Source organism: Burkholderia sp. Bmkn7, from assembly GCF_041103175.1.
GTDB classification, from domain to species: Bacteria; Pseudomonadota; Gammaproteobacteria; order Burkholderiales; family Burkholderiaceae; genus Burkholderia; species Burkholderia cepacia.
This window is the reverse complement of record NZ_JBGCUH010000003.1, coordinates 1,463,594-1,482,614: the sequence shown is the minus strand read 5'-3', so window position 1 is coordinate 1,482,614 and position 19,021 is coordinate 1,463,594. Positions and strand designations below refer to the sequence as shown.

General features: G+C 67.6%; 11 protein-coding genes. 9 read left to right on the top strand and 2 right to left on the bottom strand.

What is annotated here, in order from left to right:
• The first annotated feature begins 124 nt into the window (after positions 1-124).
• From AB3K92_RS28465 to AB3K92_RS28440, 6 genes are all read left to right on the top strand, one after another.
• Positions 125-2,089, top strand: coding sequence for a PhoX family phosphatase (locus AB3K92_RS28465; protein WP_369466297.1), 1,965 nt, complete (start codon positions 125-127; stop codon positions 2,087-2,089).
• A gap of 634 nt (positions 2,090-2,723) precedes the next feature.
• Entirely contained in the window at positions 2,724-3,548 is an 825-nt protein-coding gene (locus tag AB3K92_RS28460; RefSeq protein ID WP_057056455.1) for an IclR family transcriptional regulator, read from the top strand.
• A gap of 253 nt (positions 3,549-3,801) precedes the next feature.
• Positions 3,802-5,169, top strand: coding sequence for an MdtA/MuxA family multidrug efflux RND transporter periplasmic adaptor subunit (locus AB3K92_RS28455; RefSeq protein ID WP_369466296.1), 1,368 nt, complete (start codon positions 3,802-3,804; stop codon positions 5,167-5,169).
• Between the two features lie 15 nt (positions 5,170-5,184).
• On the top strand, positions 5,185-8,298 hold the full coding sequence (locus tag AB3K92_RS28450; RefSeq protein ID WP_219706207.1) for an MdtB/MuxB family multidrug efflux RND transporter permease subunit: 3,114 nt from the start codon (positions 5,185-5,187) through the stop codon (positions 8,296-8,298).
• A gap of 104 nt (positions 8,299-8,402) precedes the next feature.
• Positions 8,403-11,711, top strand: coding sequence for an efflux RND transporter permease subunit (locus AB3K92_RS28445; RefSeq protein ID WP_048024411.1), 3,309 nt, complete (start codon positions 8,403-8,405; stop codon positions 11,709-11,711).
• A 105-nt stretch (positions 11,712-11,816) separates the two neighbouring features.
• A complete protein-coding gene (locus AB3K92_RS28440) occupies positions 11,817-12,209 on the top strand; it encodes a VOC family protein (protein ID WP_059677594.1) in 393 nt (130 codons plus the stop codon).
• A 159-nt stretch (positions 12,210-12,368) separates the two neighbouring features.
• Here the strand turns inward: AB3K92_RS28440 and AB3K92_RS28435 are convergent, their stop codons facing one another.
• Positions 12,369-13,853, bottom strand: coding sequence for an NYN domain-containing protein (locus AB3K92_RS28435; RefSeq protein ID WP_060072856.1), 1,485 nt, complete (start codon positions 13,851-13,853; stop codon positions 12,369-12,371).
• A 239-nt stretch (positions 13,854-14,092) separates the two neighbouring features.
• On the opposite strand from AB3K92_RS28435, the gene AB3K92_RS28430 reads away from it, so the two are divergent.
• Positions 14,093-14,722 (top strand): NAD(P)H-binding protein, encoded by a 630-nt coding sequence (locus AB3K92_RS28430; protein ID WP_027787962.1) that lies wholly within the window; start codon positions 14,093-14,095, stop codon positions 14,720-14,722.
• 110 nt (positions 14,723-14,832) lie between these two features.
• Here AB3K92_RS28430 and AB3K92_RS28425 read toward each other — a convergent pair whose 3' ends face one another.
• Positions 14,833-15,384, bottom strand: a complete 552-nt coding sequence (locus tag AB3K92_RS28425) for a peroxiredoxin (protein WP_021161764.1) — start codon at positions 15,382-15,384, stop codon at positions 14,833-14,835.
• 279 nt (positions 15,385-15,663) lie between these two features.
• Here AB3K92_RS28425 and cdpA point away from each other — a divergent pair, with 279 nt between their 5' ends.
• Positions 15,664-17,406, top strand: a complete 1,743-nt coding sequence (gene cdpA, locus AB3K92_RS28420) for a cyclic di-GMP phosphodiesterase CdpA (protein ID WP_194290282.1) — start codon at positions 15,664-15,666, stop codon at positions 17,404-17,406.
• Between the two features lie 25 nt (positions 17,407-17,431).
• A complete protein-coding gene (locus tag AB3K92_RS28415; protein WP_021161766.1) occupies positions 17,432-18,931 on the top strand; it encodes an HDOD domain-containing protein in 1,500 nt (499 codons plus the stop codon).
• Positions 18,932-19,021 lie beyond the last annotated feature (90 nt).

Below are 19,021 nucleotides of genomic sequence, written 5' to 3'. Positions count from 1 at the left end.
CAATTCAAAAAACTTTCATCGAGCGTCCTTACACTTCCGTCCAGTTTTCAATTTGCCTTCGCGGAGCTTGCCGAGCGCCTGCTTCGCGAAGGCCATTCTTCCAACAACTGAAACTGGACTCCACATGCCCGCGTTGCCCAATGCTTCCCGTCGTCAGACCCTGAAGATCCTCGCCGGCGCGCCGATGCTTCCCCTTTCCGGCCTCGCGCTGCCGGCCCTGCTGACGGGTTGCGGCGGCGACGACAATCCGGCGTCGACGCCGGCCCCGGTCGCCGCCGCGTACACGTCGGCGACGTTCTCGGCGATGGCCGCACCGACGCTCGACAACGCGGCCGCGATGGCCACGACGACGGTCGGCTCGACGCTGTCGGTGTCGTTCTCGGACGGCTCGGCGCGCAACTTCAAGCTGGCGTACCGGCCGTTCTTCGTGACGGGCGACATGGTGCCGGACGGCAAGGGCGGCACGACGCTCGCGGGCGGCTACTACGACATCAACAACCAGCCGATCATCGACCGCTCGGTTGCCGGCAAGGAGCGCCAGTTCTATTCCGACTGCCCGGACGGCAGCTCGCTGCTGACGCTGAAGAACGCGAACGTGCCCGGCGTGAAAGGCAACACGGTGTTCGCCGTCGTGCAGTTCGAATACACGACGCGCGACCAGGCGAGCGCATCGCAGTACGGCCAGCTGCCGTCGCCGATCGCGGTGCTGACGCTCGACCAGGATCCGGCCAACGGCGCGCTGAAGGTCGTCAAGTACCACAACGTCGACACGTCGAAGGCACACGGCCTGTGGATCACGTGCGGCGCGAGCCTGTCGCCGTGGGGCACGCACCTGTCGAGCGAGGAGTACGAGCCGGACGCGACCAAGGCCGCGACCGACGCGCAGTTCAAGGCGTTCAGCAAGAACACGTTCGGCGACGAGACGAAGGCGAACCCTTACCACTACGGCCACCTGCCCGAGATCACCGTGAATCCCGACGGCACGGGCACCGTGAAGAAGCACTATTGCCTCGGCCGCATCTCGCACGAGCTGATCCAGGTGATGCCGGACCAGCGCACCGTGATGATGGGGGACGACGCCACCAACGGCGGCCTGTTCATGTTCGTCGCCGACAAGGCCGCCGACCTGTCGGCCGGCACGCTGTATGTCGCGAAGTGGACGCAGACCTCGTCGGCTGGCGCCGGCACCGCGACGCTCACGTGGATCAGGATCGGCCACGCGACGAGCAGCGAGATCGAGGCGCTCGCGAACACGTTGAAGGCATCGGACATCATGGACCTGGTGACCACCGACCCGAACGATGCGAGCTACACGAAGGTCCACTTCGGCGGCAAGTTCAACTGGATGCGCGTGAAGCCGGGGATGGAAAAGGCGGCCGCGTTCCTCGAGACGCACCGCTACGCGGCACTGCTCGGCGGCAGCATGGGCTTCACGAAGCTCGAAGGCACGACCGTGAACGCGAAGGACAAGATCGTCTACACGGCGATGTCGCGAATCGAGACGTCGATGGTCAAGGGCAATGCGGCGTCGCGCGACGTCGCGGTCGACAAGAAGATCGCCGCGGGCGCCGTCTATGCGCTGAACCTGAAGGGCAGCCAGCGCGACACGACGGGCAGCGCGATCGACAGCGAATGGGTGCCGGTCGACATGGGCGCGCCGGCCGCGCTCGTCGGCGAGGATCTCGCCGCGGCCGACGGGCTCGGCAACCTCGCGAACCCGGACAAGATCGCGAACCCGGACAACCTGAAGTTCTCCGAAAAGCTGCGCACGCTCTTCATCGGCGAAGACTCGGGCATGCACGTGAACAACTTCCTGTGGGCCTACAACGTCGACACGAAGTCGCTGGTGCGCGTGCTGTCGTGCCCGGCCGGCGCGGAATCGACGGGCCTGCACGCGGTCGACGAGATCAACGGCTGGACGTACATCATGAGCAACTTCCAGCACGCGGGCGACTGGGAATCGCCGCTGCACGACAAGGTCAAGCCGACGCTCGACCCGCTCGTGCGCGCGAACTTCAAGGACCGCTTCGGCGCGAGCGTCGGCTACCTGACGGCCGAGCAGACCAGCATCAAGCTCGCGAAGGCCTGACCGGGCCGCGCGAGGAGGCGCCGCCCGCCGGCCGGGTGCCCGGCCGGGGGCGTCCCTGACCGGGCGTCCCCAACCGAACGTCCCTTTCTTCATCACCGATCATTCGTCGGCGCTCCACGCCGTTTGATGCGCGATGCCCAGTGCGGACATCGCGCTTTTTTTTGCGCGTGCGAATCGCGTCAGGCGCACGCGCGGGCAGACGCCGCGCGGGTAAAAACGGGGGGTTTCGACGATCGGGGGATAATACGGGCCTGACGCGTCCGGGCGGGCGAGCAGGAAAACGGGCAAAAAAAAGCGCCACGGAGACCGTGGCGCTAAAAAAGTTCTAGCCATTCCGAGGGCCGTGCTAGAACCTGAGAGACTGCGCGAAACATCGTTGCCGGTTAAACTCTTGAAACGATGTTTCGAAAACGTGAGACATTCTTTCCGTTTCCGCCCGACAAGTCAAGCGGTATTTGCACCGGTTCATGCACTTTCTGGCAACGCTCATTTGAGCGTTTTCCTAATAAACCAAGGGTGAACCCGTAAAATCTCATCCCATGACCGGTTCACCCACGGAACATGCATCCTTTGACAATAGTCCTACAAAACCAACAAAATTGAAATCGAGTTTCGGAAATAGAGAGAATCCTTCGTGTCGACCACTGTAACCCCTCCCGCGTCGCGGGACCGTGAATCCTCGCCCGACGAAATCACCGCCCTCGCCCGCGGCCTCGCGGTGCTGCGCCGCATCGCGGCTGCCGACGCGCCCGTCAGCAACCGCGAGCTGACCGAACTGACCGGCATCCCGAAGCCGACCGTCTCGCGCATCACCGCGACGCTCGTCAGCGCCGGCTTCCTGTTCCAGTTGCCCGACAGCGAGCGCTTCGTACTCACTGCGTCGGTGCTCGAACTGAGCCACGGCTTCCTGCGCAACTTCGACATCCGCGCGCGTTCGCGGCCGTTCATGATCGAGCTGGCCGAACGCACGTCGCTGTCCGTGCACCTCGCGGTGCGCGACCGGCTCGACATGGTCGCGATCGACGTGATCCGGCCGCGCTCGGCCGTGCTCGTCACGCGTCTCGAGATCGGCTCGCGGATGGACATCGCACGCACCGCGGTCGGCCGTGCGTATCTCGCCGCACTCGAGGACGACGAACGCCGCCTGCTGCTCGAGTCGCTGCGCACCACGGCCGGCGACGACTGGCCGCACGTGTCCGCGCGCCTGACCCCCGCGCTGGACGACGCGATGCGCGACGGTTGCGCGATCGCGATCGGCGAATGGCGCGAGGGCCTGAATGCGGTGGCGGCCGGTTTCGTCGGCCCGTCGGGGCAGCGCTATTCGGTGAATTGCGGCGGCGCGTCGCACCAGTGCCCGCCCGAATGGCTGCACGAACACGTGGTACCCGCGCTGCACGAATGCATCGCGAAAATCACCCGCGAGATCGGCGGCGCACCGGCCCGGCGGCACGCCGTGTAATCGATTCGTCATCGTCCAATTGCGTTCTGTAACGACCGTAACCCGTTGAAAGATAGTCCACTGGACTGTAACGGGGACGGGACGTAGGATCATGCCCATCGTCGCGCCGCCTTCGCGGTGCGCACCGCTCTTTTCCCGCGCAGGCCGGCGGGGCCCCGGACCGAGCCGGGCGCCCCTTCCCGGCACCGCCCGCCCACGCGCAGCCCAGCAGTCCGATTTCCGGCACGCCGCGCCGTCTTCCTGACAGAACACGATGGATAACGAACAAAAGCCCACGCCTCCTTCGAACGACCCCGCGTCTCCCGCCGCACGACGCCCGCGCCGCACGCTGATGGCCGGGGCGCTCGCGGTCGTCGTCATCGGCGGCCTGCTGTGGTGGCACCCGTGGAACCGCACGCCGGCGGCCGGCAGTGCCGCGACGGGCGCGGGTGCAAGCGCCGCCGGTGGTGGCGGCCACCGCGGCCGAGGCGGCCCCGCCGCGATGGCGAACATTCCGCAGCCCGTGCAGGTCGCAACCGCGACGCAGGGCGAAATGCCGATCGTGCTGTCCGCGCTCGGCACCGTCACGCCGCTCGCGAACGTGACGGTCAAGACGCAGCTGTCGGGCTACCTGCAGTCGGTCTCGTTCCAGGAAGGCCAGATCGTCAGGAAAGGCGACGTGCTCGCGCAGATCGACCCGCGCCCGTACCAAGTCGCGCTCGAGAACGCCGAAGGCACGCATGCGCGCGACTCGGCGCTGCTCGCGACGGCCCGCCTCGACCTGAAGCGCTACCAGACGCTGCTGTCGCAGGATTCGATCGCGTCGCAGACGGTCGATACGCAGGCCTCACTCGTCAAGCAATACGAAGGCGCGGTGAAGACCGACCAGGCCGCGATCGATTCCGCGAAGCTGAACCTCACGTATGCGCGCATCACGGCGCCGGTGTCGGGCCGCGTCGGCCTGCGCCAGGTCGACCCCGGCAACTACGTGACGCCGGGCGATACCAACGGCATCGTCGTGATCACGCAGTTGCAGCCGATGAGCGTGATCTTCACGACGTCGGAAGACAACCTGCCGCAGATCCTCAAGCAGGTGAACGCGGGCCAGAAGCTGTCGGTCACCGCGTACAACCGCAACAACACGGTGCCGCTCGAGACGGGCTCGCTCGCGACGCTCGACAACCAGATCGACACGAGCACGGGCACGGTCAAGCTGCGCGCGAACTTCGATAACAAGGAAGGCATGCTGTTCCCGAATCAGTTCGTGAACACGCGGCTGCTCGTCGACGTGATGCGCAACGCGACGATCGTGCCGACCTCCGCCGTGCTGACCGGCTCGATCGGCCAGTTCGTCTACGTCGTGAAACCCGACAACACGGTGACGGTGCGCAAGGTCACGGTCGGCCCGGTCGACGGCGAACGCACGAGCATCGTCAGCGGCGTGTCGCTCGGCGAACGCGTGGTGACCGACGGCTCCGACCGCCTGCGCGAAGGCGCGAAGATCTCGATCCCGGCCGACAAGCCGAAAGGCGCGTCGGGCGCGCGCGGCGCCGGTGCGGCGTCGGGTGCATCGGGCGCCGGCGGCCAGCGCGGCGGACACCGGCACGGCGCGTCGCAGGCAGCGGCCCCCTCGGCCCAGTAACGCGCGGGCCGCTCGATGAATCCATCCCGCCTTTTCATTCTCCGGCCGGTCGGCACCGCCCTCCTGATGGCGGCGATCATGCTGGCCGGTCTCGTCGCGCTGCGCTTCCTGCCGCTCGCCGCGCTGCCGGAAGTCGACTATCCGACGATCCAGGTCCAGACCTTCTACCCGGGCGCGAGCCCGGAAGTGATGACCTCGTCGGTCACCGCGCCGCTCGAACGGCAGTTCGGGCAGATGCCGTCGCTGAACCAGATGTCGTCGCAGAGTTCGGCCGGCTCGTCCGTGATCACGCTGCAGTTCTCGCTCGACCTGCCGCTCGACATCGCCGAACAGGAAGTGCAGGCCGCGATCAACGCGGCCGGCAACCTGCTGCCGTCCGACCTCCCCGCCCCGCCGATCTATGCGAAGGTCAACCCGGCCGACGCGCCGGTGATCACGCTCGCCGTCACGTCGAAGACGCTGCCGCTCACGCAGGTGCAGGACCTCGCCGACACGCGCCTCGCGATGAAGATCTCGCAGATCGCGGGCGTCGGCCTCGTCAGCCTGTCGGGCGGCAACCGCCCGGCCGTGCGGATCCAGGCGAACCCGACCGCGCTCGCGAAGTACGGGATGAACCTCGACGACCTGCGCACGACGATCTCGAACCTGAACGTGAACACGCCGAAGGGCAACTTCGACGGCCCGACGCGCGCGTACACGATCAACGCGAACGACCAGCTCACGAGCGCCGATCAATACAACAGCGCGGTCGTCGCGTACAAGGGCGGCCGCCCGGTGATGCTCACCGACGTCGCGACGGTCGTCGCCGGCTCGGAGAACACCAAGCTCGGCGCGTGGGTGAATTCGGAACCCGCGATCATCCTGAACGTGCAGCGCCAGCCGGGCGCGAACGTGATCGCGACCGTCGACGCGATCAAGGCGCAGTTGCCGAAGCTGCAGGAAACGCTGCCGGCCGCGCTCGACGTGCAGATCGTCACCGACCGTACGACGATGATCCGCGCCGCCGTGCGCGACGTGCAGTTCGAGCTGCTGGTCGCGGTCGGGCTCGTCGTGCTCGTGATGTACCTGTTCCTCGCGAACATCTACGCGACGATCATCCCGAGCCTGTCGGTGCCGCTGTCGCTGATCGGCACGCTCGCGGTGATGTACATGGCCGGCTTCTCGCTGAACAACCTGTCGCTGATGGCGCTCACCATCGCGACCGGCTTCGTCGTCGACGACGCGATCGTGATGATCGAGAACATCGCGCGCTACGTCGAGGAAGGCGAATCGGGGCTCGAGGCCGCGCTGAAGGGCTCGAAGCAGATCGGCTTCACGATCATCTCGCTGACGGTGTCGCTGATCGCGGTGCTGATCCCGCTGCTGTTCATGGGCGACGTGGTCGGGCGCCTCTTCCATGAATTCGCGATCACGCTCGCGGTGACGATCGTGATCTCGGCGATCGTGTCGCTCACGCTCGTGCCGATGATGTGCGCAAAGCTGCTCCGCCATTCGCCGCCGCCCGAGAGCCACCGCTTCGAGGCGCGCGTGCACCAGGCGATCGACTGGGTGATCGCGCGCTACGCGGTCGCGCTCGAATGGGTGCTGAACCGCCAGCGCTCGACGCTCGTCGTCGCGCTGCTGACGCTCGCGCTGACGGGCCTGCTGTACGTGTACGTGCCGAAGGGCTTCTTCCCCGCGCAGGACACCGGCGTGATCCAGGCGATCACGCAGGCGCCGCAGTCGATCTCGTACGGCGCGATGGCCGAGCGCCAGCAGACGCTCGCGGCCGAGATCTTGAAGGATCCGAACGTCGTGAGCCTCACGTCGTTCATCGGCGTCGACGGCAGCAACATCACGCTGAACAGCGGCCGGATGCTGATCAACCTGAAGGCGCGCGACGAACGCACCGAAACCGCCGCGCAGATCATCCGCGACCTGCAGCAGCGCGTCGCGAACATCACCGGCATCTCGTTGTTCATGCAGCCGGTGCAGGATCTGACGATCGACTCGACCGTCAGCCCGACGCAGTACCAGTTCATGCTGACGAGCCCGAACTCGGAAGAGTTCGCGACCTGGGTACCGAAGCTCGTCGCGCGGCTGCAGCAGGAGCCGTCGCTCGCCGACGTCGCGACCGACCTGCAGAGCAACGGCCAGTCCGTCTACATCGAGATCGACCGCGCGAGCGCCGCGCGCTTCGGCATCACGCCGGCGACCGTCGACAACGCGCTGTACGACGCGTTCGGCCAGCGCATCGTGTCGACGATCTTCACGCAGTCGAACCAGTACCGCGTGATTCTCGAATCGGAGCCGAAGGAGCAGCACTACGCGCAATCGCTGAACGACATCTACCTGCCGTCGGCGGGCGGCGGCCAGGTGCCGCTGGCGTCGATCGCGTCGTTCCACGAACGGCCGTCGCCGCTCCTGGTCGCGCACCTGTCGCAGTTCCCGTCGACCACCGTCTCGTTCAACCTCGCGGCGGGTGCGTCGCTCGGCGAGGCGGTCAAGGCGATCGACGCCGCCGAGAAGGACATCGGGCTGCCCGCGTCGTTCCAGACGCGCTTCCAGGGCGCGGCGCTCGCGTTCCAGGCATCGCTGTCGAACCAGCTGTTCCTGATCCTCGCGGCGGTCGTCACGATGTACATCGTGCTCGGCGTGCTGTACGAGAGCTACATCCACCCGATCACGATCCTGTCGACGCTGCCGTCGGCCGGCGTCGGCGCGTTGCTTGCGCTGATGATCACCGGGCACGACCTCGACATCATCGGGATCATCGGCATCGTGCTGCTGATCGGTATCGTGAAGAAGAACGCGATCATGATGATCGACTTCGCGCTCGAGGCCGAACGTGTCGAAGGCAAGCCGCCGCGCGAGGCGATCTACCAGGCATGCCTGCTGCGCTTTAGGCCGATCCTGATGACGACGCTCGCCGCGCTGCTCGGCGCGGTGCCGTTGATCGTCGGCGCCGGCGCGGGCTCCGAGCTGCGCCAGCCGCTCGGGGTCGCGATCGCCGGCGGCCTGATCGTGTCGCAGGTGCTGACGCTGTTCACGACGCCCGTGATCTACCTCGGCTTCGACTCGCTCGCGCGCCGCGTGCGCGGCTGGTTCGAGCGCCACGGCCCGCAAGCCGGATCGCGCACGGATGCGTAAATGACACGACCCTCACGCTCACTTCGTTCGCGTGGGGGGGCGCAGCCCTCCCATCTCCCGAAAACGCATCCGTCGGAACACGCGGCGGCCCAGCGAGTGCCGACATGAACCTGTCGCGCCCCTTCATCACGCGCCCCGTCGCGACGACGCTGCTCGCGATCGGCGTCGCGCTCGCGGGCCTGTTCGCGTTCGTCAAGCTGCCGGTGTCGCCGCTGCCGCAGGTCGACTTCCCCACCATCTCGGTGCAGGCGTCGCTGCCCGGCGCGAGCCCCGAGACCGTCGCGACCAGCGTGACGAGCCCGCTGGAGCGGCACCTCGGCTCGATCGCCGACGTCTCCGAAATGACGTCGACGAGCACGGTCGGCAATGCCCGGATCATCCTGCAGTTCGGGCTGAACCGCGACATCGACGGCGCCGCCCGCGACGTGCAGGCCGCGATCAACGCGGCGCGCGCCGACCTGCCCGCCGCGCTGAAGAGCAACCCGACCTACCGCAAGGTCAACCCGGCCGACTCGCCGATCATGGTCGTGTCGCTGACGTCGGAAACCTCGTCGCCCGCGAAGCTGTACGACGCCGCGTCGACGGTGCTGCAGCAGTCGCTGTCGCAGATCGACGGGATCGGCCAGGTGTCGGTGAGCGGCTCCGCGAACCCGGCCGTGCGCGTCGAGCTCGAGCCGCAGGCGCTGTTCCACTACGGGATCGGCCTCGAGGACGTGCGCGCGGCGCTCGCCTCCGCGAACGCCAACGCGCCGAAGGGCGCGATCGAGTTCGGCCCGCAGCGCTACCAGCTCTATACGAACGACCAGGCGTCCGAGGCGTCGCAATACCGCGACCTCGTCGTCGCGTATCGCAACGGCGCGGCCGTGCGGCTGTCCGACCTGTCCGACGTCGTCGATTCGGTCGAGGATCTCCGCAACCTCGGCCTGTCGAACGGCAAGCGCGCGGTGCTCGTGATCCTCTACCGCTCGCCCGGCGCGAACATCATCGATACGATCGACCGCGTGCGCGCGGCGCTGCCGCAGCTCACCGCGTCGCTGCCGGCCGACATCACGGTCACGCCCGTGCTCGACCGCTCGACCACCATTCGCGCGTCGCTGAAGGACACCGAGCACACGCTGCTGATCGCGATCAGCCTCGTCGTGATGGTCGTGTTCCTGTTCCTGCGCAACTGGCGCGCGACGCTGATCCCGAGCGTCGCGGTGCCGATCTCGATCGTCGGCACGTTCGGCGCGATGTACCTGCTCGGCTTCTCGATCGACAACCTGTCGCTGATGGCGCTGATCGTCGCGACCGGTTTCGTCGTCGACGATGCGATCGTCGTGCTCGAGAACATCTCGCGGCATATCGAGAACGGCAAGTCGCGCATGCAGGCCGCGTTCGACGGCGCGCGCGAGGTCGGCTTCACGGTGCTGTCGATGAGCATTTCGCTCGTCGCGGTGTTCCTGCCGATCCTGCTGATGGGCGGCATCGTCGGGCGCCTGTTCCGCGAGTTCGCGCTGACGCTGTCGCTTGCGATCGCGGTATCGCTCGCGGTGTCGCTCACCGTCACGCCGATGATGTGCGCGCGCCTGCTCCCCGAGTCGCACGAACCGCAGAGCGAAGGCCGCTTCGCGCGATTCCTGGAACGCTGTTTCAGCCGCATGCAGCGCGGTTACGAACGCTCGCTGTCGTGGGCGCTGCGCCGGCCGTTGCTGATCCTGCTGACGCTCGTCGCAACGATCGTGCTGAACGCCTACCTGTACGTCGTCGTGCCGAAGGGCTTTTTCCCGCAGCAGGACACCGGGCTGATGATCGGCGGCATCCAGGCCGACCAGTCGACGTCGTTCCAGGCGATGAAGCTGAAGTTCTCCGAGATGATGCGGATCGTGCAGGGCAACCCGAACGTGAAGAGCGTCGCGGGCTTCACCGGCGGCACGCAGACCAACTCGGGCTTCATGTTCGTCACGCTGAAGGATCGTACCGAGCGCAAGCTCACGGCCGACCAGGTGATCCAGCAACTGCGCCCGCCGCTGGCGGACGTCGCGGGTGCGCGCACGTTCCTGCAGGCGGCACAGGACATCCGCGTCGGCGGCCGGCAGAGCAACGCGCAGTACCAGTTCACGCTGCTCGGCGATTCGAGCGCCGACCTGTACAAGTGGGGGCCGATCCTGACCGAGGCGCTGCAGAAGCGCCCCGAGCTGACCGACGTGAATTCGGACCAGCAGCAAGGCGGCCTCGAGGCGATGGTGACGATCGACCGCGCGACGGCCGCGCGGTTCGGCATCAAGCCCGCGCAGATCGACAATACGCTGTACGACGCATTCGGCCAGCGCCAGGTCTCGACGATCTACAACCCGCTGAACCAGTACCACGTGGTGATGGAAGTCGCGCCGAAATACTGGCAGAGCCCCGAGATGCTGAACCAGGTGTGGGTCAGCACGTCAGGCGGCAGTGCGAACGGCTCGCAGACCACCAACGCGGCGGCCGGCACCTACGTCGCGACGTCGGCCGGCACGTCGAGCGCCGGCACGGCCGCGCAGAGCGCCGCCGCGATCGCGTCGGACTCCGCGCGCAACCAGGCGCTCAACGCGATCGCGGCGAGCGGCAAGTCGAGCGCGTCGTCGGGTGCGTCGGTGTCGACGTCGAAGTCGACGATGATCCCGCTGTCGGCGATCGCGACGTTCGGGCCGAGCACGACACCACTGTCGGTCAACCACCAGGGGCTGTTCGTCGCGACGACGATCTCGTTCAACCTGCCGCCCGGCGTGTCGCTGTCGCAGGCGACGCAGGTGATCTACCAGACGATGGCGCAGGTCGGCGTGCCGCCGACGATCGTCGGCAGCTTCCAGGGCACCGCGCAGGCGTTCCAGCAGTCGCTGAACGACCAGCCGATCCTGATCCTCGCGGCGCTGCTGGCCGTCTATATCGTGCTCGGGATCCTGTACGAGAGCTACATCCACCCGATCACGATCCTGTCGACGCTGCCGTCGGCCGGTGTCGGTGCGCTGCTCGCGCTGCTGCTGTTCAAGACCGAGTTCAGCATCATCGCGCTGATCGGCGTGATCCTGCTGATCGGTATCGTGAAGAAGAACGCGATCATGATGGTCGACTTCGCGATCGACCAGACGCGCAACTACGGCAAATCGTCGCTCGACGCGATCCACGAGGCGTGCCTGCTGCGCTTCCGCCCGATCATGATGACGACGATGGCCGCGCTGTTCGGCGCACTGCCGCTCGCGTTCGGCAGCGGCGACGGTGCCGAGCTGCGCGCGCCGCTCGGGATCGCGATCGCCGGCGGCCTGATCGTGTCGCAGGTGCTGACGCTCTATACGACGCCGGTCGTCTACCTGTACATGGACCGTTTCCGCGTCTGGGCCGAGAAGCGGCGCAACCGCCGCGGGAATTCCGGCGGGCCGGCCGTCGCCGGGGAGTGATGGAAGCGGCCGCCCGCCGGGCGGCCGCTTGCCGCGCTTGCGCATCGGCAGCGATCGGCTATCGTGAGTCCATGCCCACCGCGGGACCCTTCACGGGGACACGCCATGAACGTCCAGCTCAACCATACGATCGTCTGGTGTCGCGACAAGCGTGCGTCGAGCCGCTTCCTCACCGAGCTTCTGGAACTGCCGCCGCCGACGCCGTTCGGCGCGATGCTGGTTGTGCCGCTCGACAACGGCGTGTCGCTCGATTTCTACGAACAGGCGGGGGACATCCGGTCGCAGCATTACGCGTTCCTGCTCGACGAAGCCGGCTTCGATCGCGTGCTGGCACGCATCCGCGAGCGAGGGCTGCCGCACTGGGCCGATCCCGCGAAGCGGCAACCCGATGACATCTACCGCCACAACGGCGGCCGCGGCGTGTATTTCGACGATCCGGACGGCCACTTCCTCGAAGTGATGACGCAGCCTTATGCGGTGAACGGTCAGGTTGGCTGAAGGGCCGGCATTGCGCCGGCCGCTGTTGCACTGCGAGAAACCGGCCCGCGTGCCGACCTGCTTCGGACGACACCCGGCCGGCGGCCGTTACCGGGCCATTACCCGGCTCGGCCGTTGTTCGGCCGTTACCTCGGCCACTACTCGACCATTACACGACCATTACTCGGCCGCTGCCGCCGCCTTGCGCGGACGCCGCGCGCGCGGTGCCGCCTTGCGGGCCGGTTTCTTCGGCTTGGCTTCGGTGGGCGCTTCGACGGCCGCCTCGGCCGGCGCGGCAGCCACCTCGCCGCCGACGTCGCCGCCCGACGGCTCGGTGTGCGTCACCGCGGCGGGCCACATGTCGCCCTGCTCCGGGTCGCGATGCGTGTCGCCCGCATGCTTGCCGTGCGCGTGCTGGTCGCCGCCGTGCTTCGCCGCGCCATGCCCGGCGTCGTCCGGTCGCCCGGCCGACTCACGGCCTGCGCTCTTCGCGGCGGCGCCCTTCTTCGCGCCGGTCTTCTTCGCCGCGCTCTTGCGCGCACGCTTGCGGCCATCCTTCGCGTCGCCGTGCGCCTCGGCTGCTTCCACCGCTTCCACGGCTTCGGTCGTTTCAGCCGGCACGACTGCCGCGATTTCGGCGGCTCCGGCCGATTCGGCCATCGCCGCGTCGTCCGCGTCGACCTGCACCGTTTCGTGCACGACGGCTTCCGCCCGCTGCTCGCGACGTCGCGGCTCGCGGCCGGCCCGCGCCGGCTCCGCCGCGCGCGCGCCGTGGTGGCCGCCGTGGTGCGCGGGGCCGCCTTCGCCGGCCTGCGCCACCTGCTCCGCGGCCACCGACTGGCGTGCCCGCGACACGAACGCGCCCGACTTGTCGTCACGCCCCACTTCGAGCAGGCCGCGCGCCTGCGCCTCGTCGAGCAGGTTGCCGAACGCACGGAATCCGTAGTACGACTCGTTGAAATCCGGCTTGCGACGCTTGATCGCGCTCTTCAGCACCGACGCCCAGATCTTGCCGACGTCGTCCCGCTCCGACGCGAGCGCGTCGAACGTCTCCACGGCCAGCGCGATCGCCTCGGCCTTGCGCGCGTCCAGGTCGTGCTTGCGCGACGCCGACGGCTCGTCCGGCCGCTTCGCGCCGCCGTTGCCCGCGCGCTGCTGCTGTTCGCGCTTCGCGAGCGTGCGCTGCTGCTCACGTACCAGATCGTCGTAGAAGATGAATTCGTCGCAGTTCGCGACCAGCAGGTCCGACGTCGATTTCTTCACGCCGACGCCGATCACCTTCTTCGCGTTCTCGCGCAGCTTCGACACCAGCGGCGAAAAATCCGAATCGCCGCTGATGATCACGAACGTATCGACGTGCGACTTCGTGTAACAGAGGTCGAGCGCGTCCACGACAAGCCGGATGTCGGCCGAATTCTTGCCCGACTGGCGCACGTGCGGAATCTCGATCAGCTCGAAGCTCGCTTCGTGCATCGACGCCTTGAAGCCCTTGTAGCGATCCCAGTCGCAATAGGCCTTCTTCACGACGATGCTGCCCTTCAGCAGCAGGCGCTCCAGCACGGGCTTGATGTCGAACTTCTCGTACTTCGCGTCGCGCACGCCGAGCGCGACGTTCTCGAAGTCGCAGAACACGGCCATGCTGACGTTGTCCAGGGGTAATGCCATGTGTACTCCAACCGGTGGGCCGCTGCGTTGTATGACATAGCGGCGAAAAATGCATCGCGCACATGATAGCCGGTCGGCGCGTCATTCCCGCATCCGTGTGAACGAATGACCGCAGGAAGGCCCGCCGCCGGTACGCCCCTTAATACACACCCGCCGCACGGGCAAATCGACATTACACTTGAGTTATCGGTCGTCCGTCCCTATCTGGGAGGACGACGCATCGAGCAAGGAGCGGTTTCATGACGACGAAGGTACTGCTGATTGGCGCGACCGGCCGAACGGGCCAGGCCTGCGCGGATCTGCTGCTCAAGCAGCCGGAGTTCGAGGTCACGGCGCTCGTGCGCCGGCACGGCTATGCGCTGGCGGGCGCGCGGGTGGTCGAGGCCGATCTGACGAACGATTTCTCGCACGCATTCCAGGGCATCACGCACGTGATCTACGCAGCCGGCTCGGCCGAATCGGAAGGCGCGGCCGAAGAGGAGCAGGTCGACCGCGACGCGGTCGCCCGTGCGGCCGAATACACGCTGGCCTACAACGCGCAGAAGCTCGTGGTGATCAGCTCGCTGTCCGCGTACCGGCCCGAACTCGGCCCGGACGCGCTGCGCCACTATTCGCAGATGAAGCGCGAAGGCGACGATCGGGTGATCGCGTCGGGCGTCGACTACGCGATCCTGCGCCCCGGCCCGCTCACGGACGATCCGGGCGTCGGCAAGATCGCGCTGACCGACGCGTGGTTCGACGGCGCCCCGCCCGTGTCGCGCCAGGATGTCGCCTGGGCCGCGATCGAGGCGATCAAGCTCGGCATCTCGCGCAAGATCGTCGGCTTCGTCGGCGGCAGCGTGCCGATCGAGCAGGCCTTGCGCGCCTAGCGCCCTCACGCGCGCCGCCGCGCGGCGGCGCGTCGATCCGTACCGGCGGCCCGCACGACGGGCCGCCTCGACGCTTGACGCACGCGGTGCCCCGGTTCCCCGGTGCCCGTTTACTGCTTCGGATGGGCGTCGGCCCACGCCTTCACGGCGGCAAGCGTGTTCTCGACGTGCTTGTCGGGCGACATGCTCGTGTATTCGTAGAGAATCTTCCCTTCCGGCGAAATCACGTAGGACACGCGGTTCGCGCGGTCGATCGCCGGCAGTTTCGCGTCGTATTCCCGGATGATCTTCGCGTCCGGATCGGCCGCGACCGGGAACTTGCTCCGGCACTCGCTCACCGAGAACTTCGTCAGCGTGTCGATCTTGTCGGCCGATACGCCGATCACCGTCGCGCCGTAAGCCTTGTAACGGTCGACTGCGTCCGCGAACGCGTGCGCCTCGATCGTGCAGCCCTTCGTGAACGCGGCCGGGTAGAAATAGAGCACGACCGGCCCCTGCTTCAGCGCGTCCGCGAGCGCGTACGTGTAGGTCTTGCCGCCCAGCGACGCCTGCGTCGTGAAATCGGGCGCCGCGGCGCCCGGCTTCAGTTCCGCCTGCGCCATCAGTGCATGACCGGCCACCAGCGCCGCCACGGCGGCGCCCAGCAACAGTTTTCGCTTCATCTGCATCCTCATTTCTTATAAAGTCAGCCTCGATGTGGGTCACGCTGGCGTTCGCCTGTCGAACACCTGCGTGGCCGATTCGGAGCCGCGGCAGCGCCATCCGCGCCCGGCCCGTTAAAGATTCCGCACAGTCTGCCGTTATTCCTTCCGGACAACCGGTTCCAGCCCTTCACGTCAGCGAGAAACATGGAAGCCAACAGGAAACAGACGTCACGCAAGGGCTCCTGGCGCAGCGCCTTGCATACGCTGCGCCGCTTCGCCTGGTCGGGCGGCGCGCTGATGCCCGCGCGCGCCGGCGCCCCGCGACGCGACGACTCCGTACGCAACTGGCTGGAACAGACGGTTGGCACGGTGGATTTCCTCGCCCATGTCGACCGCGAACTGCGTTTTCTTTACGTGTCGGACGCAAGCCTGCGCTTCATCGGCTACCACCGCGACTACCTGCACACGCTGACGCTGCGCGACCTGATCGCCGAACAGGATACCGCGGCGCTCGAAGGCCTGCTTGCGCGCGCCGCGCGTTCCGGCCAGGTCGAGAAGGCGACGATGTGCATCGTGAAATCGCTGACCTACCCGCTCGACGTCGAGATCCGCGCGTTCAAGAGCCGCCACCATGGCGTCGACGGGTTCGCGATCGCGGCGTTCGACGTGTCGTCGTGGCGCGCGCTCGAGGCGCGCCTGACCTACGAGATGCACCACGACCCGATGACGGGCCTCGACAACCTGTCCGCGCTCGTGCCCGCGCTGATGCGCGCGCAGCAGGCCGCCGACGAAGGCGGCACCTGCGCGGCACTGCTGCTGCTCGACCTCGACGATTACCAGCGGATCAACCGCGCGCTCGGCTACGACGCGGGCGACACGCTGCTGCGCGAAACCGCGCAGCGGCTGAAGGCGCTCGTCACGCAGAACGAACAGCTCGCGCGCGTCGCGAGCGACAAGTTCGCGGTCGTGCTCAGTGCGCCTGACCGCACGCAGGCGAGCAATGCCGCCGATGCACTCGCACGCCGGCTGCAGGCCGCGGTGCGCCAGCCCTATGTGTACCAGGGGCAGACCGTGCACCTGTCCGCGAGCATCGGCATCGCGCTCTACCCTGACGAGCGTGCCGCCCCGCATCGCGCGCAGCACCACAGCCCGCTGCTGCGCCGTGCCGACCACGCGCTCGCGCAGGCGAAGGCGTCGGGCGGCAACGCGCTCGCGTTCCACGCGCCCGTCGACGACCCGGCGGATGCCGAACGGCTGAAGCTCGAGGCCGACCTGTACGACGGCGTGCGCAACGGCGAGTTTTCGCTCCATTTCCAGCCGATCACGCGCAGCCAGTCGGGCGCGGTGGTCGGCGTCGAGGCGCTGATCCGCTGGCGCCATCCGGTGCACGGCCTCGTGCCGCCGGCGACCTTCATTCCGCTCGCCGAATCGATCGGCCTGATCAACTATCTCGGCAACTGGGTGCTCAAGGCCGCGTGCATGCAGCTCGTCGCGTGGGACCGCCAGGGGCTCGCGCTGCAGTACGTGGCGGTCAACGTGTCGCCGCAGCAGTTCCGCGACCCGCGCTTCACGCAAAGCGTGCGCGAGGCGATCGCGCTGACGGGCATCGACCCGCGCCGCATCGTGCTCGAGATCACCGAAAGTCTGCTGATGCACGATCCCGCGCAGGCGAAGGGGCTGCTCGAGGAGCTGACCGATCTCGGCATCCGCTTCGCGATCGACGATTTCGGTACCGGTTATTCGAGCCTCGCGTATCTGCAGCGCTTCCCGCTCGCGAAGCTGAAGATCGATCGCAGTTTCGTCGAGAACCTGCTGACCTCGCGCAACGACCGCGCGATCGTGTCGGCCGTGGTCGGCCTCGCGCAGACGCTCGATCTCGAGCTCGTCGCGGAAGGCGTCGAGACCGAGGCGCAGCGCGAATTGCTGACGGAAATGGGCTGCAACCATATCCAGGGCTGGCTCGTCTGCCAGGCGCTGCCGTCCGAGGAGCTTGCGCGGCGCTTCGAGGCCCATCAGCTGCACCTGCACGCCGCCGCCTGACGCGCGGCGAACCGGACAGATCCGTATGTCAATCACCGAACACCTGCCCCGCACCGCGCTGCTCGACAAGCTGTGGGCCCGGATGAACGAACGGGGCGATTTCCCGTTGCTGTCGGAGTCGCTGCGCGCGACGATGGCCGCGATGAAGAACGACGACCTCGACTTCACCGCGCTCGTGCGCGTCGTGCTGTCGGACTTCGCGCTCACGCAGAAAGTGCTGCGGCTCGCGAACTCCGCGATGTACATGGCGTTCGGCGGCAACATCACGACCGTGACCCGCGCACTGATGGTGCTCGGCATGGATGCCGTCGGCCACCTGGTCGTCGGGCTCAAGCTCGTCGACCATTTCCACCACAGTACGCCGCGGCGCATCGACGCGAAGCTCGAACTGAACCGCGCGCTGCTGTCCGGCTGCGTCGCACGCAAGCTCACCGAACGCGTCGAGCTGCGCGCGGGCGAGGAAGCCGTCGTCTGCACGCTGATGCGCCAGGTCGGCAAGCTGCTCGTGGTCTGCTATCTCGACAGCGAATGGGACCGGATCCGCCGCCGCGCGGCCGAACTGAACGGCGACGAAGCGGCCGCCTGCATCGACGTGCTCGGCGTCGGCTTCGACGAGATCGGGCTCGAGGCGGCCGCGCGCTGGCGGCTGCCCGACGTGATCCGCGCGGGGATGGCCGACCACGACCACGTGGTCCGCACCGACGCGTTCGGCCACGACGAGGACGACCTCGATGCGGGCGAGGTGTCCGACGACGGCCCGACCGAGCGCGTCCGCTGGCTGCGCGAGATCAGCCGCTGCTCGACCGACGTCGCGGGTGCGCTCGTGATGCCCGCGAGCCCGCAGCGCGACGCGCGCATCGCCGCGCTCGCGCAGCACTACGGCGCGGAACTCGGCATGGAACCCGACGCGCTCGTCGAGATCGCCGAGCGGCTCGCGCGCGAGGAAGCGAGCGACACCATGATGCGCGAGATCGTCGAGCTGCGCGCGAACGCCGATGCGATCGCGCGCGCGCAGGCCGAGCCCGAGGCGTGCCTCGAAGCCGGCCTCGCGGACCTGCGCGCGCTGCCGTCCGAGCACGTGCTGACGCCGGTACTCGCGCTAGCGTCGGAAAGCCTGCTGGCCGGCCTCGCGTTCACGCGCACCGTGATGTTCGTGCGTCACGACGACGGCATGTTCGCCGCGCGCCTCGGCTTCGGCCCCGGCGTCGATACGATGCTCGACCGGCTGCGCTTCGACGAGCGCTTCGAGCCGGACGTGTTTCATCTCGCGATCTCGAACTCGGTCGGCATCTTCATCGAGCAGGCACGGGAGCCGAAGATGCTCAAGCGCCTGCCCGCGTGGTATCTCGACGCGTTCGACGACACGCGCGCGTTCGTGCTGCTGCCCGTGCGCGTCGGCACGACGACCGTCGCGCTGCTGTACGGCGACTGGGCCGGCGCGCAGCCCGCGCGCAAGATCACGCAGCAGGAGATGGGCGTGCTCAACGAGCTCGCACGCGAACTGGGCCGGTTCTTTCCGGCGTGACGCGGCGCCCCCGCCGCTTTCCTCCCTTTCCCGCCTGCAAAAGCAAACCGGCCGCATGAGCGGCCGGTTTGCTTGCATCGTGCGATCGAA